This window comes from Curtobacterium sp. UCD-KPL2560 (assembly GCF_001705035.1).
GTDB lineage: Bacteria > Actinomycetota > Actinomycetes > Actinomycetales > Microbacteriaceae > Curtobacterium.
On sequence record NZ_MCIG01000071.1, the window covers coordinates 1 to 16,000 of the forward strand.

Below are 16,000 nucleotides of genomic sequence, written 5' to 3' on the forward strand. Positions count from 1 at the left end.
GGGTAGAGGTCCTCGACCCGACGTTTCCTGCTCCATCCGCGGACGGCAGGGCGCACGGCCGGGCGTACGGCGGGGCGCTCGGCGGGGCAGGCGGGTGCCGCGGGGTGTCAGTGGCCGTCGACGGCGGCTGTGCACAGTGCACCGATTCACGTTCCCGTAACGACGGAGTGCACGTGTCGCCGGTCGCCGGGCGCTCACTACGGTTGCTCCAACCCGGCCGCCCCGGCCGGCACCCCTTCCCCCAGGAGCACCCGATGGCCAGTGCAGCGTCAGCACCACCAGCCCCGTCCGTCGTCGTCGACGACCACTCCCTGTCCCGCGTCCCGATGTCCGCCCGCTACGGGTGGTTCCAGGTGGCGGTGCAGCGCTTCGGGCAGATCTCCGCCCTGTCCCAGTTCCTGCTCGGTGCGACGCTCGGCTTCGGGATGGGCTTCTGGGAGGCGTTCTGGGCGATCACGCTCGGAGCCGTGATCCTCGAGGTCGTGTCCGTGTTCGTGGGCGTGATCGGCATGCGCGAGGGGCTGAACACCTCGGTCATCGCGCGGTGGACCGGGTTCGGCAAGGCCGGGTCGGCGCTCGTCGGGCTCGCGATCGGGCTGAGCCTGATCGGCTGGTTCGGCATCCAGTCCGGCGTCTCGGCAGCTGGCCTCGTCGCGATCCTGCCGGTCCTGCCCGCGTGGGCGTGGTCGCTCGTGTTCGGGCTGCTCGTCACCGCCATCGTGCTGCGCGGCTTCCACTCGATGCAGTGGCTCGCGAACGTCACCGTGCCGCTGTTCCTGGTGCTGGTCGGGTGGGCGGTCGTCGTCGAGCTGAGCAAGCACTCGCTCGCCGAGCTCGCCGCGAAGGCCCCGGCCGGTCCCGAGCTGAGCTTCGTCGCCGGCACCACGCTCGTCGCGGGCGGCTTCATCGTCGGCGCCGTCATCACGCCCGACATGACGCGCTTCAACCGCTCGGTCGGCGACGTCGTCAAGCAGACCGCGCTCGGTGTCACCCTCGGCGAGTACGTCATCGGCCTCGCTGGCGTCCTGCTCGCCCACGCCGTCGGCTCCTCGGACATCACCCGCGTGATCACGTCGAGCGTCGGCTGGGTCGGCATCCTCGTGATCCTGCTCGGCACCTTCAAGATCAACGACTGGAACATCTACAGCTCGAGCCTCGGCGTCACGAACTTCATCGACGTCGTGTTCGGCAAGAAGGTGAACCGCGGTGTCGTCACGCTCGTGCTCGGTGTCGTCGGGTCGCTGCTCGCGGCCGTCGGGTTCCTCGACGCGTTCACGCCGTTCCTCATCGTGCTCGGCGTCGTCTTCCCGCCGATCGCGGGCATCATGATCGCCGAGTACTTCGTCGTGAAGCGGTGGCGCCCCGAGCTGAGCGCGAGCGAGGGCCTGCCGCCGACGAGTCCGACGTGGGTACCGGCCACCCTGGTCATCTGGGCGGTCGCCGCCGTGGTCGGGTACTTCGTCGCCGTCGGCATCCCGTCGATCAACTCGGTGGTCATCGCCTTCGTGCTGTACGTGGTCGCGGGCAAGGCCGGCTGGGTCCGTGGCCTCGGCGTCAGCCGCACCGAGGCCGCGCCGGTCGCGGCTGCCGTCCCCGCCCCGGCGACCACCGCCTAGACCCGGCGACGGTGCCGCCCGCCCCGCGCCGGCACCGTCGCCCCCGTACCGGCGGTCGGCGTCCCCCCACGTCGACCGCCACCTCCGCCCGACGGCCGCTCGGCGTCCACCAGCGACCCGCACGGCTCCGCACCACCCCGCTCCACCCCGAAGGGAACCCCATGCGCATCGGCATCGACGTCGGCGGCACGAACACGGACGCCGTCCTCATGGACGGCAGCACGGTCGCCGCGGCCGTGAAGCGGTCCACCAGCCAGGACGTCACGTCCGGGATCGTCGCCGCACTGGCCGGGCTCCGCGAGCAGCGGGCGTTCGGGTCCGAGGACATCGACGGCGTGATGATCGGCACGACGCACTTCATCAACGCCCTGATCGAGGCCCGCGGGCTCGCGCCGACCGCCGCCGTGCGCCTCGGGCTCCCGGCGACGGCCTCGCTGCCCCCGTTCACCGACTGGCCCGAGCACCTGGTCACCGCGGTGCAGGGACGGGCGTTCCTGGCGCACGGCGGCCACGAGTTCGACGGCCGGGTGATCTCGGAGCTCGACCCGGACGAGCTGAAGCGCCACGCTGCGGCGATCGGGGCCGCCGGCATCCGTTCGGTCGCGATCTCGTCGGTGTTCTCGCCGATCAACGACACGTTCGAGCAGCGCGCGCAGGAGATCCTGGCCGCGGAGCTCGGACCGGACGTCGCGTTCTCGCTGTCGAGCGAGATCGGCCGCATCGGGCTGCTCGAACGCGAGAACGCCACGATCATCAACGCCGCCCTGCGCGAGCTGGCCGACCGGATCGTCGACGGGCTGTCCGCCTCCGTCGCGTCGAGCGGCATCGACGCGCCCCTGTTCCTCAGCCAGAACGACGGCACCCTCATGGACGTCGAGTACGCCCGCCGGTACCCGGTCGCGACGTTCGCCTCCGGACCGACCAACTCGATGCGCGGCGCCGCGGTGCTGTCCGGGTTCGACACCTGCGCGGTCGTCGACGTCGGCGGCACGACGAGCGACGTCGGCGTCCTGACCGGCGGGTTCCCGCGCGAGGCCACCGGCGAGGTCGCGGTGGCGGGCATCCGCACGAACTTCCGGATGCCCGACGTGCTGTCGATCGGCATCGGCGGCGGCTCCCGCATCCGCGAGGACGGCGCGCTCGTCGGTCCGGACTCGGTCGGCTACCGACTCACCGAGGACGGCCTCGTCTTCGGCGGCACGACGCTTACCGCCACCGACGTCGCCGTCCGCGGTGGCCGCGGCACGATCGGCGACCCGGACCGGGTCGCCGAGGTGCCCGCCGAGGTCGCCGAGCGCGCCCTCGCGGTGATCGCCGAGCGCGTGGCCGACGTCGTCGAGCGCATGCGGACCTCGTCGGCACCGCTGCCGGTGGTCGCGGTCGGGGGTGGCTCGGTGCTGCTGCCGGACACGCTGCCCGGGCTCGGCACCGTGCACCGCCCGGAGCACTACGCCGTCGCCAACGCCATCGGCGCGGCGATCGCGCAGGTCTCCGGCGAGGTCGACAAGGTCTACGCGATCACCGACGGCGGCCGTGCCACGGTGGTCGAGGAGGCGCGGCAGGAGGCGATCGACCGGGCCGTCGCCGCCGGGGCCGACCCGGCGACCGTCGCGATCGTCGACTTCGACGAGGTCCCGATCCCGTACCTGCCCGGCAACGCGACCCGCATCCGCGCGAAGGCCGTCGGCGACCTCGCACTCGGGGCCCTGGTCCGGTGAGCACGACCGCAGCGGGACCCGCGCCGACCCACGGCGCGGCACCGGCACACACCGACGATCAGGCACACACCGACGCGTCGACGCACGCCGGCGGCACGTCGGCACGCGCCGCCACGACAGCCCCCACCGCCCGCCCCCTCACGGTCGTCGACGGCGACTGCGCCGACCTCGCGCGCGGTGCCGCCGTGCTCGGCACCGGTGGCGGCGGCGACCCCTACATCGGCCGGCTCCTCGCCGAGGCCGCCGTCCGCGAGCACGGCCCGGTCACCGTCGTGCAGGTCGAGGACCTGCCGGACGACGCCGTCGTGCTCAACGTCGCGATGATCGGCGCACCGACCGTGATGGTCGAGAAGCTCCCCTCCGGCGCGCAGTTCGCCGAGGCGGTCCGCAGCCTCGCCGCCCACCTCGGCGTGACGCCCACGCACGTGGCCTGCATCGAGGTCGGCGGGGTCAACTCGACCAGCCCGATCGTCGCCGCCGCCGAGCTCGGCCTGCCCCTCGTCGACGGCGACGCGATGGGACGCGCGTTCCCGGAGGTGCAGATGGTCCTGCCGACGCTCGCCGCCGTCAGCGCCACCCCGATGGCGCTCGCCGACGAGAAGGGCAACACCGCCGTGTTCAGCACGGTCGACAACCGGTGGGCGGAACGGCTCGCCCGGACCGCGACCGTCGAGATGGGCTGCTCCGCGATCACCGCGAACTACGCGATGACCGGCGCGCAGGTCAAGGAGTCGTACGTGCGCGGCAGCCTGTCGCTGTGCGTCCGCCTCGGCGAGGCCCTGGTCGCGGCGCGCGCCGCCAACGCGGACCCGGTCGCGGCGGTCGCCGCGACCCTCGGCGGCAGCGTCGTCTTCAGCGGGAAGGTCGCCGACGTGGAACGGAAGACCGTCACCGGGTTCGCGCGCGGGACCGCCCGCGTCACGGGTTCCGGCGACGACACCGGACGGGAGGCGGTGCTCCGGTTCCAGAACGAGCACCTGCTGGTCGAGGTGGCCGGCTCGGTGCGCACCACGGCTCCCGACCTCATCGTCACCCTGGACGCCGAGACCGGCGAACCGATCACCACCGAGGGCCTCCGGTTCGGCGCGCGCGTCCGGATCGTCACGGCCCCCGCCGACCCGCGGTGGCACAGCCCGGCCGGCCTCGCGCTCGCCGGCCCGCGGTACTTCGGCTACGACACCCCGGCGGTCCGCCACGACGGCACCGTCAGCGAAGGAGAACAGCCGTGAGCTGGACCATCGACGTCGACGACCTGCCCGACCTCGCCCGCGGTGCCGCACTGCTCGGCACCGGCGGCGGCGGCGACCCGACCATCGGGATGCTCCTCGTCAAGGCCGCCATCGAGCAGCACGGTCCGGTGACGATCCTCGACCCGTCCGAGCTCGACGACGACGCGTTCGTCATCCCCACCGCGCAGATGGGCGCCCCGACGGTCGTGCTCGAACGGATCCCGGCCGGACCCGAGCCGCTCGGTGCCCTCCGCCGGCTCGAGCAGCACCTGGGCCGCACCGCGACGGCCACCATGCCGATCGAGTGCGGCGGCATCAACTCGATGATCCCGCTGCTCGTCGGCGCCACCGGTGGTCTGCCGGTCGTCGACGCCGACGGCATGGGCCGGGCGTTCCCGGAGCTGCAGATGGAGACGTTCTCGGTCTACGGTGTGCCCGGGTCGCCGCTCGCGATCAGCGACGAGAACGGCCACGGCGTCGTCATCGACACCGGGCACGACAACCGGCAGATGGAGTGGCTCGCCCGCGGTGTCACGATCCGCCTCGGCGGCGTCGCGTACATCGCCGAGTACGCCATGACCGGACGCCAGGTCCGGGAGACCGCGGTCCCGCGCACGCTCTCGCTCGCGCTGTCCGTCGGCCGCGCCGTCCGACTCGCCCGCGAGCAGCACCGCGACCCCGTCGAGGGACTCGCCGAGGCGTTCGGGCAGACGATCTACACGCACCTGCGCGAGCTGTTCGACGGCAAGGTCGTCGACGTCGAGCGTCGCACGGTGGACGGCTTCGCGAAGGGCCGCGCCGTCGTGCAGGACGCCGACGGGTCCACGCTCGAGATCGCCTTCCAGAACGAGAACCTCGTCGCCCGACGGGACGGCCGACTCGTCGCGGTGGTGCCCGACCTGATCTGCGTCCTCGACGCCGAGACCGCGGAGCCGATCACCACCGAGCGCCTGCGGTACGGGCAGCGCGTCCGCGTGGTCGGGGTCTCGACGCCCGACCTGATGCGCACGCCCGAGGCGCTCGCGGTGTTCGGTCCGTCCTGCTTCGGCCTCGAGGACGCCTTCGTTCCGGTGGAGGAGCTGCACGGCCAGCTGGCTCCGGCCGGGTGAGCGGCACCGCCGCGTCCGGACCCGGGCGACCAGGGGTGAGCGGCACCGCCGCGTCCGCACCCGGGCGACCACGGGGTGAGAGCATGGGGTGTGCACCAGGGTGACCCGCGTGACGGAGCCGTGACGGGCCTCCAGGCCGGCGACGCCGTCGACCTCGGCCGCGGCACCGCGCTGCTCGGCTGCGGGGGCGGCGGACAGGTCGACCACATGGTGCACGCGCTCCGCGTCGCGCTCGGCGCGGACACGGTCCCCGTCGTCCCGCTCGACGGGCCCGCACACTCGGTGATCGCAGTCGGACTCGTCGGGTCGACGACCGTGCTCGAGGAGAAGACGCCGAGCGGCCGCGAGCTGCCGGACGCGCTCGCCGCCGTCGAACGCTGGACCGGTCGCCGTGCGGACGCCGTCGTCGCCGCGCAGATCGGCGGGGTCACCGGACCCGCCGCCGCCCTGACCGCGCACGCCGCCGGGCTCCCGCTCGTCGATGCCGACCTGGTCGGACGCGCGACGCCGCGCATCGACCAGCTGTCGCTCTTCGTCGACCCGCTGCCCACGGTCACCGCGGCCGCCGTGACGTCCAGCGGGCTCCGCATCGTCGTCGACGCGCCGGACCCGCGCGACCTCGAGACGGTGTGGCGCGAGGCGGTGTCCCACAGCGGCGGGTGGGCCGCGTTCGCGATCGGCCCCGTCGACGCCGACCTGCTCGCCGGGCGGGCCGTGGACGGCAGCGTGACCCGTGCCGTCCGGACCGGACGAGCCGCGGGCCAGGCGCGGGACGTGGAGCACCTCGCCGCGGTGTCGGGCGGCCGGCTCGTCGCACGCGGACGCGTCCTCGACGTGCAGCGCGGCGGCGACGCGGTCTCGTTCGTGCACGGCTCGATGGCGATCCGCGACGCCGGCACCGGAGCGGTGGTGCGGGTCGAGGCCGGCAGCGAGTGGGTGCACTGCCTGGTCGACGGCGAACCGGTGGCGAGCACACCGAGCTGCATCGTCGTGGTCGACGCCCGGTCCCTCCGCCCGGTGTCGACCGACCGTGCCCGGGTGGGTGACGAGCTCGCCGTGGTCGTGCTGCCGGGCGCCCCGTGGTGGTGGGCGGAACCGCACCGCACCGACCGGGTCGCACCCCGCGCCTTCGGCATCGACGCCGATCCCGTGCCGGAGCCCGGGCAGCGGCCCGCGCGAGGGGGCGCCCGGTGATCCCGGTCGCCGAGTTCCTCCCGCTGCTGCCGTCCGGCACGGCGCTGCTCGTCGGCCCGGCGTCCGGCGCGGTGGCCGCCGTCCGTGGTGTGGTCGGCCCGCCCGAGCAGGTCGGTCGCACGCTCACCCCGGCCGACGACGCGGTCGTGCTCCTCACCCCCGTGACCCGGTTCGACGCCCGCTTCGACGTGCTGCTCCGTCGCGCGGCCACCGCCGGGGTGACCGCGCTCGTCGTCGCGGTCACCGACAGCGCGCCCGCGCCCGGACCGGGGACCGCGGCGCTCGCCGACCGGCTCGGCGTCGGCGTCGTGGTGACGCCCGACCCGTGGGCGACCTCGGTCCGGATGCACGAGTTGATCGGGTCGGGCGAGGCCCCGGCCGCCCGGGCCGCGGTTGCCGTGGCGCGCGTCGGCCTCGACGCCGGCCCCGACCTCGAGGAGCTGTTCGGCCGCCTCGAGGCGGAGCTCGGCCACGCCGTCCGCTTCCTCGACGCCTCCGGCCGACCACTGCGCGGCGCCGGGGTGGCCCCGGCGACGGCTGCCCTGCTCGCCCGGACGGTGGGCACGAGCGAGCCGGTGTGGGCGACCGCCGACCCGGACGGCGCGGAGCTCGGCGAGACCGTCGTGGCGGTCCCCGTCCCGACCGGCATCGGCCCGCGTGCCTGGCTGGCCGTCGGGCTCGACGCCCCGCTGGCCGCCGAGCGCACCACGCTCGCGACCGCCCTCCGGGTGGCGGCGGTCGCCGCGGGACACCGCCTCGTGCTCACGCGGCTCGACGACGAGCGCGACGCCCGGTACCGGATGGCGATGCTCGACGACCTCCGCGCGGCCGACGGCGCACCCGCACCGCCCCTCGTGCAGCGGACGATCGCCGCCGGGTGGCAGCTCGACGCCTGGCACGTCGGGGTCCGGCTCGTCGCGCGGCAGCCGGTCGACGCGGTGGCCCTCCGGCGCGAGGTCGAGGTCGCGTTCGCGGCGACGGGCCTCGACGTCACGGTGGTCGAGCAGGCCGACGGCTGGGCGCTCTGGCGGTCCTCGACCGAGGAGCCCGACCGGGCCGGGGTCGCCGCGGTCGCCACCGCGGTCCGCACCGCACAGCGGGCACTGCGGGGCGCCGTCGACACGAACGCGGGCGTCGGCAGTGTGCACGCCGGCGCCGGCGGCCTGGTCCGGACGCTCGGCGAGGCCGGGGACGCCGTCCGCCTGGCCGCCGCGCGCCCCGAGTCGGGGTACTTCGTGCACGTCGACCGGCTCGGGCTGGCGCAGCTGCTGCTCGCGTGGACGCAGACCGACACGTTCCTGCCGGCCGCCGAGCAGCTGCTCGCACCGCTCGAACGCGGTGGGGGAGCGCTCCGGGCGACGCTCGCCGCCTACCTCGACGCCGAGTCCTCGGTCGCCGAGACCGCCGCGGTGCTCGGCGTGCACCGGAACACCGTGGCCGACCGGGTCGCGCGGGTCGAGCGGCTGCTCGGCGTGGACCTCGGCGACCCGGAGACGCGTCTGGCGCTGCACCTGGCCACGCGCGCGCTCGGCGGGGCCTGACCCGCGGGCCGCCCGGGGGCCCGCCCCGCGGATGGAGTAGGAAACGTCGGGTGGCCGGGCGCGACCCGACGGTTCCTGCTCCATCCGCGGAGGGCGCGGGTGTCGGCGCCGGGAGCGGGACCGCAGACGGACGGGAGGCGCGGTGCCAGCCGGCACCGCGCCTCCCGTCCGTGGGGTGGTCGCGTCGACTACGCGGCGCGCTCCTGCAGCTCGGCCAGCGTCGGGTAGTCCGTGTAGCCCTCGGCCGTGGCGCCGTAGAAGAGCTCGGGGCGCGGCTCGTTGAGCTCCGCGTCCTGCTCCCAGCGCTCGGCGAGGTCCGGGTTGGCGATCGCCGCGCGGCCCACGGCGACGGCGTCCGCGAGGTCCTGGTCGAGCAGCGTGATCGCCTCGTCGCGGGACGTCATCGACGAGAAGCCCGAGTTCGCGATGAACGGGGCACCGGCGGTCCGGCGGACGTGCTGGACGAGGTCGCTGCCCGGCTCGGCGTGCAGGACGTCCACGAACGCGAGGCCGAGCGGTGCGAGGCCCTCGGCGACGGCCGTGTAGGTGGCGCGCACGTCGTCGGCGTCCTCCTCGAGGACACCCTGGATGTTGTGCTCCGGGGACAGGCGGATGCCCACGCGCTCGGCGCCGACGGCCTCGGCGACGGCCGTGGTGACCTCGACCGCGAAGCGTGCGCGGTTCTCGGGCGACCCGCCGTACTCGTCGGTGCGGGTGTTCGACACGGGGGAGAGGAACTCGTGCACGAGGTACCCGTTCGCACCGTGCACCTCGACGCCGTCGAGGCCGGCGGCGATCGCGTTGCGGGCGGCGCGGGCGAACTGCTGCACGGCCTCACGGACCTCGTCGGTGGTCAGCTCGTGCGGGACGGGCATGTCGGCCTTGCTGCCGTCGGCGAGGTGGGTCTGGCCGGGCGCGGCGACCGCGGACGGGCCGACGATGCGCGGGGTGCCGGAGATGTCGGTGTGCGAGACGCGGCCACCGTGCATGAGCTGCATGACGATGGTGCCGCCCCGCTCGTGCACGGCGTCGGCGACGCGGCGCCAGCCGGCGACCTGCTCGTCGGTCTCGATGCCGGGCTGGCCGGGGTACGAGCGACCCTCCTGCACGGGCCAGGTGCCCTCGGTGATGATCATGCCGAGGCCGGCGCGCTGCGCGTAGTGCTCGACGAGGAGGTCGTTCGGGACGCCCTGGGCTCCGGCGCGGGTCCGGGTGAGCGGGGCCATCACGATGCGGTTGTTCAGGTGGAGTGCGCCGAGGTCGGCGGGTTCGAAGAGCTTCACGGAACCGTTGAACCACGTGTTGCCCCGAGCAATTCCGCGTCCGGCGGACACGTTCGGCGGATGCTCAGCGGACGGGGCACACCAGGGTGCTCGACCGGACCTGGCCCTCGGGGCGGATCACGGTGTGCTGCGAGAGCGGCTGGTGGCAGATCGGGCAGGGCCGGTCGACCGTGCGGTCGTCGATGCCCTCGTCGCGCCCGGCGCCGATCTGCGAGGGGCCCATCTTCTCGATGAGCGTGCGGTTCCAGCGGTCGTACCAGCTGCCGAAGCGACCCACGGTCCGTCCTTTCGTTCGTACACCAATCATTGTGGCACGAAGTGTTCCGCGCGTCGACGGCCCCGCACTGGCGGCCGACCCCTCAGTCGAGCGCGTCGACCCGCCCGAGCAGCTCGGTGAGGTCGTCCTTCAGGCGTTCGAGCCGTGCGAGCGGCCACCCGAGCCGGTCGGCGACGGCGAGCGGCACGTCCCGGGCGCGGTCGCGGAGCGCGCGGCCCGCGGTGGTCAGGGACACCTCGAGCTGCCGTTCGTCGGCGGTGCTGCGGGCACGGCGGACGTAGCCGGAGGCCTCGAGGCGCTTGAGTAGCGGACTGAGGGTGGCCGAGTCGAGGCGGAGCTCGCGGGCGATCTCGCGCACGGACCGGGGGTCGTGCTCCCAGAGCGCGAGCATGACGAGGTACTGCGGGTGCGTCAGGCCGAGCGGGTCGAGCAGGTCGCGGTACAGGCCGATCACGCTCCGGCTCGTCGCGGCCAGGGCGAAGCAGAGCTGCCGGTCGAGGGCGAGGGGGTCGACGTCGGTCGCGGTCATGTCGTCAGGGTACTTCGTGGGCGAACGATTCGTCGATGGGCGTCCGTTCGTTCCCCACGTACCCGCGATGGGGAGCGGGATCGGGCGTACCTGGTCGTTCGGGGCGACCGGGTACGCCCGCTTGCGCCGGGTACGCCCGTTCCGGTCCGTGCGCCGACCTGCGCGCGCCGGGTCGCGTGGGTGGCGCACGCACGGGAGGCCCGGTGCCGGTCTCGTGGACCGGCACCGGGCCTCCAGGGTGGTCGCGTCGGGACGTGGGGCGGGGCGCGACCGCTGGTCGCGTCGGGACGCGAGCGGCCGTGCCCTAGGCGCGGTGCGTCGGGGTGTGCCCCTCGTGCGGGCCCGCGTCGGGTGCCACGTCCGCGGCGTGCGACCCGTGGTGGCCCTCCGCGTGCATCCCGCCGCCGTCCGGAGCGACCGGTGCGGCGTGTGCACCGTGGCGCGGGCCGTGCTGGTCGTCCGTGCCGTGCTGGGCGCCGCTGCCGTCGCCCGGGTGCGACCGCTCGAGCTTCGCGCCCTCGACGTCGACGTCCGGCAGGATCCGGTCGAGCCACTTCGGGATCCACCAGGCGCTCTTCCCGAGCAGGTGCATGACCGCGGGGATCAGCAGCATCCGGACCACGAAGGCGTCGATGAGGACACCGAACGCGAGCCCGAAGCCGATCGGCTTGATGGTCGAGGAGTCCGAGAAGATGAAGCCCGCGAACACCGAGATCATGATGATCGCGGCCGCCGTGACCACCGCGCGTCCGGCGTGCAGACCGCGCTGGACCGCCACCTTCGCCGAGGCGCCGTGGGCGTACGCCTCGCGCATGCCCGACACCAGGAACAGCTGGTAGTCCATCGCCAGACCGAACAGGATGCCGATCTCGATGATGGGCAGGAAGCTCAGGATCGGCGCGGGGTCGTGCACCCCGAACACCGAGCCGAGCCAGCCGAACTGGTAGATCGCGGTCAGACCACCGAACGACGCGAGCACCGACAGGATGAAGCCTGCCGTCGCGGTGATCGGGACGAGGAACGACCGGAACACCAGGATGAGGATGAGCAGCGACAGGCCGACCACCACCACGAGGTAGAGCGGCAGCACGTTCGCGAGCTTCTCGGACACGTCGATGTTCGCCGACGCGTTGCCCGCGACGCCGAGCGTGACCCGGCCGTCGTCGGTCCGGACGGTCTGCTGGCGGAGGTCCTTCACGAGGTCCTCGGTCGAGACGCTGTCGGGGCCGCCGGACGGCTTCACCTGGAAGGCGATGATGTCGCGGGCCTTCGAGGCGCCGATCGGCAGGACCGCCTCGACGTCGTCGTTCTTCGCGAGCGCCTGGCCGATCGTGACCTCGGTCGCGGTGACGTCGTCCTTGCTGATCGCCTTCGGCAGGTCGGCGACGACGAGCAGCGGACCGTTCTGGCCGGCGCCGAACTCGTCGTCGAGCGCCTTGTACGCCTTGTACTGGCTGGACTCGACCGACTCGGACGCACCGGTCGGCAGGCCGAGGCGCATCTGCGTCGCGGGCAGCGCGATCGTGCCGAGCACGGCGACGCCGGCGACGAGCGTGACGACCGCGCGCCAGGTCGACATCGGCTTGTTCGGCACCCGGATCGCACCCGTGCTGCCGATCTGGTCGCGCTCCTTCCGCCGGAGGATCCGCATGCCGATGAGCGACAGCAGCGCCGGGGTGAAGGACGTGGCGATGAGGATCGCGAACAGGACCGCGACCGCGCCGACCGTGCCCATCAGACCGAGGAACGGGATGCCCGTGATGTTCAGCGCGAGCAGGGCGACGATGACGGTCGTGCCGGCGAACACCACGGCGTTGCCGGAGGTGCCGTTCGCCAGGCCGATGGACTCGTGCACGCCCATGCCGGTCTTCAGCTGCGTGCGGTGCCGGTTGAGGATGAAGAGCGAGTAGTCGATGCCGACCGCCAGGCCCAGCATCACCCCCAGGACCGGCGTGACCGAGATGAACTCGACCAGGCTCGAGAACGACAGCGAGGCGAGGGTCGCGACGCCGACGCCGAGCACCGCGGAGACGAGCGGGATCGCCGCGCCGATCACGGTGCGGAGCATCAGCAGGAGCACGAGCGCCGCGATGACGACGCCGATGATCTCGCCCGGACCGAGGATCGACGGCACGCCCTGCGCGATGTCGTTCGAGACGTACACCGCGACGCCGTCGATCTTCGCGTCGTCGGCACGGTCGGAGATCGCCTGCTTGGTCGCCTGGGGGACCTCGTAGGTCGACGTCGTGAACTGCACGGTGCCGATCGCGGCCGAGTCGTTCGACGACACGAACCGGATGCCCTTCGACAGGTCGAGCAGGTCGGACCCCTGCTCGAGCTGCTGCTCGCTGGCGTCGAGCTTCTGCTCGGCGGCCTGGATCTGCTGCTCACCCGAGGTGATCTGCTGCTGCTGCGCGTCGATCTGGGCCTGCGCCTGCTCGAGCTGCGCCTGGGCCGCTGCGCCCGCCGCACTGCCGGCCGCCGCGGCGGCACCGGCGGACTGCGCCTGTGCCTTCTGCTGGTCGAGCTGCTGCTGCGCCTGCTGCAGCTGCTGCTTGCCCGCGTCGAGCTGCGCCGTCTGCTGCGTGATCTGCGCTCGGCCGTCGGTGATCTGCTGCCGGCCGTCGGTGATCTTCTGGCGCTGCTCGTCGAGCTGCTGCTGGACCGTGAACCCGTCGCGCACCCCCTTGACGCCGTCGAGGTCCTCGAGTCCCTTCAGGAAGGACCCGACGTCCGCCTTCTGCTCGTCCGTGAAGGCCTTGCCGTCGGTCGTCTCGAACACGAGCGTGCCGTTGCCGCCGTTCGCCGACGGGAACTTGTCGGCGAGCTGGTCCTGGACCTGGCTCGTCTTGGTGTTCGGGATCGTGATCGACGACGAGATCGTGCCGGCGAACAGGCTGTAGGTGAGTCCCGCGATGCCCATGAGGACGATCCAGGTGATGATCACCAGCCAGTGGCGTCGTGCGGCGAACCGTCCGAGACGGTAGAGGAGACCGGCCATGCGGTTGCCCCGTTCCTTTCGTGTCAGGTGCTGTGGAGGTGCGGGGTGCGCCGGTGGACCCCGGGGGGAGGTGTCAGTCGACGGCCATGTAGCCGGAGCGGACGCTGTGCACGAGTCTGCTCAGCAGTGCGTCCCAGGCGCCCAGGCTGTGGGGTGTCAGGTCGGGGCCGTCGGTCGTGAGCCAGTGGTCGGCGATCACGACGATGCCGCTCATCAGGGAGTCGACCAGGAGGGCCGTGTCGAGGGGGTCGGCGCCGGGGTGCCGCCGGGCGACCTCGTCGCGCAGCCGGTCGGTGACCCGCGAGAACGCCGTCTGCGTGAGCACCGCGGCCTTCGGGTCCTCCTTCCCGGGCTCGCCGATGATCCGGTACATGCCGGAGATCGCCGGTGCCAGGTCGGCCCCGCGCGCCGCGGACTCGAGCTCGTCGAACATCGACGCCCGGCTCCCGTCGCCGACCGGGGTCCGCGCCATGTCGGCGAGGAAGCGGTCGATGATCACGGAGAGTTCCTCCTCGCACACGGCGAGCAGGACCTCGTCGAGCGAGGCGAAGTGGTTGAACACCGTCCGGCGGGCGACGTCGGCCCGCTCGGCGAGGTCGTCGACGCTGAACCCACGGCCTCCGCGTGCGTCGATCAGGTCGCGCGCGGCCTGCACGATCGCGGCGCGGTGCTTCGCCTTGAGGGCAGCGCGGCGGTCGGTCGAGGTGGTCACGAGTGGAGACACTAGGTGCATCGATGCACTCGGTGCAACGAATGGGAGCACTCCCTCAGGTTCGTCCCCCGGGACTCCCAGCCGTGAACCGCTGTGCAGCACGGACGTTCCGGGTGGCAGACTGATCCGTGTCCGCCGCAGCCGGTGGACCACCGCCGCGTACGAAGGAGTACCGATGCCCGTCCGCCTGTCGCCCGACACCCTCGACCAGGTCGCCGCCCTCGGCGTGCCCGTCCCGACGTACGACCGCGACGGCGTCGTGCCCGGGATCGTGCACTTCGGCGTCGGCGGCTTCCACCGGGCGCACCAGGCGATGGTCGTCGACCGGCTGCTGGAGCAGGGCGAGGCCCGCGAGTACGGCATCTGCGGAGTCGGCGTGCTCGACCAGGACCGCCGGATGGCCGACGTCATGCGGGAGCAGGGCGGGCTGTACACGCTGGTCCTGCAGCACCCGGACGGGTCCCGCGAGGCACGCGTGGTCGGCAGCATCGTCGAGTACCTGCTCGCGGTGGACGACCCCGAGGCGGTGCTCGAACGGATGGCTGCACCCACCACGCGCATCGTCAGCCTGACGGTGACCGAGGGCGGGTACAACACCGACCGCGTCACCGGAGCGTTCGTCGCCGACCACCCGGGCGTCGTCGCAGACCTCGCCGGGGACACCCCGCCGCGCACCGTCTTCGGCCTCGTCACCGAGGCGCTGCGTCGTCGCCGTGACCGCGGGATCGAGCCCTTCACCGTGATGTCCTGCGACAACGTGCAGGGCAACGGACACGTCGCCCGCGCGGTGTTCACCGCGTTCGCCCGGCTGCAGGACCCGGCGTTCGGCGACTGGGTGGACGAGCACGTCGCCTTCCCGAACTCGATGGTCGACCGGATCACCCCGGGCACGACCGACGCCGACCGTGCCGTGGTGCGCGACGAGCTCGGCATCGACGACGCGTGGCCGGTCGTCGCCGAACCGTTCTTCCAGTGGGTGCTCGAGGACGACCACCCCGCCGGTCGCCCGCCCTTCGAGCAGGCCGACGTGCAGGTCGTCGACGACGTCGAGCCGTACGAGCTCATGAAGCTCCGGCTGCTCAACGCCAGCCACCAGGCCCTGTGCTACTTCGGGTACCTGTCCGGGTACCGCCACGCGCACGAGGCGACGCAGGACCCGGCGATCGCGACGTTCCTCCGCCGGTACATGGCCGAGGAGGGCGCGCCGACGCTCCGCCCGGTCCCCGGCATCGACCTCGACGCCTACGAGGCGACGCTCGTCGACCGGTTCCGCAACCCCGAGGTGCGGGACACCCTGGCCCGCCTGTGCGCCGAGTCGAGCGACCGCATCCCGACGTGGCTGCTCCCGGTCGTCCGCGAGAACCTGGCCGCCGGCAGGCCCGTGACGCTGTCCGCCGCCGTGGTCGCGTCGTGGGCCCGGTACGCCGAGGGAACCGACGAGTCCGGCGAGCCGATCACGGTCGTCGACCGGCTGGCCGAGGACCTGCAGCGCACGGCGGCGACCCAGCGGGAGCACCGCTCGGCCTTCATCGAGAACCGGGCGGTGTTCGGCGACCTCGTGGACGACGAGCGCTTCGTCGCCGCGTACCTGGACGCCCTGGACGGGCTGCTCACCGACGGCGCGCACGCGACGGTGCGCCGGCTGGCCGGGGCCGGGGCAGGGGACTGAGGGCGACCGCGCCTGCAGCCGCGGACCGCGAACTGGCCGTCCGCCAGGTGCGGGCACCGCAGGCGGGCCGTCCGCGAGCTGCGGACGGTGCGCGCCGGGTCCGCCCCGGCGTGGGTGCGGGG

Annotated in this window: 12 protein-coding genes; 7 read left to right on the top strand and 5 right to left on the bottom strand. The window is 73.5% G+C overall.

What is annotated here, in order from left to right; all coding sequences use genetic code 11:
- Positions 1–254: 254 nt before the first annotated feature.
- From BEP24_RS13495 to BEP24_RS13520, 6 genes are all read left to right on the top strand, one after another.
- Positions 255–1,616, top strand: coding sequence for a cytosine permease (locus tag BEP24_RS13495; RefSeq protein ID WP_065964255.1), 1,362 nt, complete (start codon positions 255–257; stop codon positions 1,614–1,616).
- 161 nt (positions 1,617–1,777) lie between these two features.
- On the top strand, positions 1,778–3,334 hold the full coding sequence (locus BEP24_RS13500) for a hydantoinase/oxoprolinase N-terminal domain-containing protein (RefSeq protein ID WP_065964257.1): 1,557 nt from the start codon (positions 1,778–1,780) through the stop codon (positions 3,332–3,334).
- Complete coding sequence (locus BEP24_RS13505) at positions 3,331–4,563, top strand: DUF917 domain-containing protein (protein ID WP_083230365.1); 1,233 nt, start codon at positions 3,331–3,333, stop codon at positions 4,561–4,563. The genes BEP24_RS13500 and BEP24_RS13505 overlap by 4 nt, the downstream gene beginning before the upstream one ends.
- Entirely contained in the window at positions 4,560–5,672 is a 1,113-nt protein-coding gene (locus BEP24_RS13510) for a DUF917 domain-containing protein (RefSeq protein WP_065964259.1), read from the top strand. The genes BEP24_RS13505 and BEP24_RS13510 overlap by 4 nt, the downstream gene beginning before the upstream one ends.
- A 90-nt stretch (positions 5,673–5,762) precedes the next feature.
- Positions 5,763–6,866: a DUF917 domain-containing protein gene (locus tag BEP24_RS13515; protein WP_171898820.1), complete on the top strand. Its 1,104-nt coding sequence runs from the start codon at positions 5,763–5,765 to the stop codon at positions 6,864–6,866.
- Positions 6,863–8,407, top strand: coding sequence for a helix-turn-helix domain-containing protein (locus BEP24_RS13520; protein WP_065964262.1), 1,545 nt, complete (start codon positions 6,863–6,865; stop codon positions 8,405–8,407). Before BEP24_RS13515 ends, BEP24_RS13520 begins: the two co-directional genes overlap by 4 nt.
- Positions 8,408–8,595: 188 nt before the next feature.
- Here the strand turns inward: BEP24_RS13520 and BEP24_RS13525 are convergent, their stop codons facing one another.
- From BEP24_RS13525 to BEP24_RS13545, 5 genes are all read right to left on the bottom strand, one after another.
- Positions 8,596–9,690, bottom strand: a complete 1,095-nt coding sequence (locus BEP24_RS13525) for an alkene reductase (protein WP_065964264.1) — start codon at positions 9,688–9,690, stop codon at positions 8,596–8,598.
- 64 nt (positions 9,691–9,754) lie between these two features.
- On the bottom strand, positions 9,755–9,967 hold the full coding sequence (locus tag BEP24_RS13530) for a hypothetical protein (RefSeq protein ID WP_171898821.1): 213 nt from the start codon (positions 9,965–9,967) through the stop codon (positions 9,755–9,757).
- Between the two features lie 82 nt (positions 9,968–10,049).
- A complete protein-coding gene (locus BEP24_RS13535; RefSeq protein ID WP_065964270.1) occupies positions 10,050–10,496 on the bottom strand; it encodes a MarR family transcriptional regulator in 447 nt (148 codons plus the stop codon).
- Positions 10,497–10,800: 304 nt separating this feature from the next.
- Positions 10,801–13,497, bottom strand: coding sequence for an MMPL family transporter (locus BEP24_RS13540; protein WP_065964271.1), 2,697 nt, complete (start codon positions 13,495–13,497; stop codon positions 10,801–10,803).
- A 73-nt stretch (positions 13,498–13,570) separates the two neighbouring features.
- Positions 13,571–14,209: a TetR/AcrR family transcriptional regulator gene (locus tag BEP24_RS13545; protein ID WP_171898822.1), complete on the bottom strand. Its 639-nt coding sequence runs from the start codon at positions 14,207–14,209 to the stop codon at positions 13,571–13,573.
- A gap of 175 nt (positions 14,210–14,384) precedes the next feature.
- On the opposite strand from BEP24_RS13545, the gene BEP24_RS13550 reads away from it, so the two are divergent.
- The gene (locus BEP24_RS13550; protein WP_065964273.1) at positions 14,385–15,878 is read left to right on the top strand and encodes a mannitol dehydrogenase family protein; all 1,494 of its coding nucleotides are present in this window, start codon (positions 14,385–14,387) and stop codon (positions 15,876–15,878) included.
- Positions 15,879–16,000 lie beyond the last annotated feature (122 nt).

Excerpts from the sequence above, each read along its gene's own strand:
- BEP24_RS13495 (WP_065964255.1), top strand. The coding sequence starts at position 255 with ATGGCCAGTGCAGCGTCAGCACCACCAGCCCCGTCCGTCGTCGTCGAC.
- BEP24_RS13500 (WP_065964257.1), top strand. The coding sequence starts at position 1,778 with ATGCGCATCGGCATCGACGTCGGCGGCACGAACACGGACGCCGTCCTC.
- BEP24_RS13535 (WP_065964270.1), bottom strand. The coding sequence starts at position 10,496 with ATGACCGCGACCGACGTCGACCCCCTCGCCCTCGACCGGCAGCTCTGC.
- BEP24_RS13540 (WP_065964271.1), bottom strand. The coding sequence starts at position 13,497 with ATGGCCGGTCTCCTCTACCGTCTCGGACGGTTCGCCGCACGACGCCAC.
- BEP24_RS13550 (WP_065964273.1), top strand. The coding sequence starts at position 14,385 with ATGCCCGTCCGCCTGTCGCCCGACACCCTCGACCAGGTCGCCGCCCTC.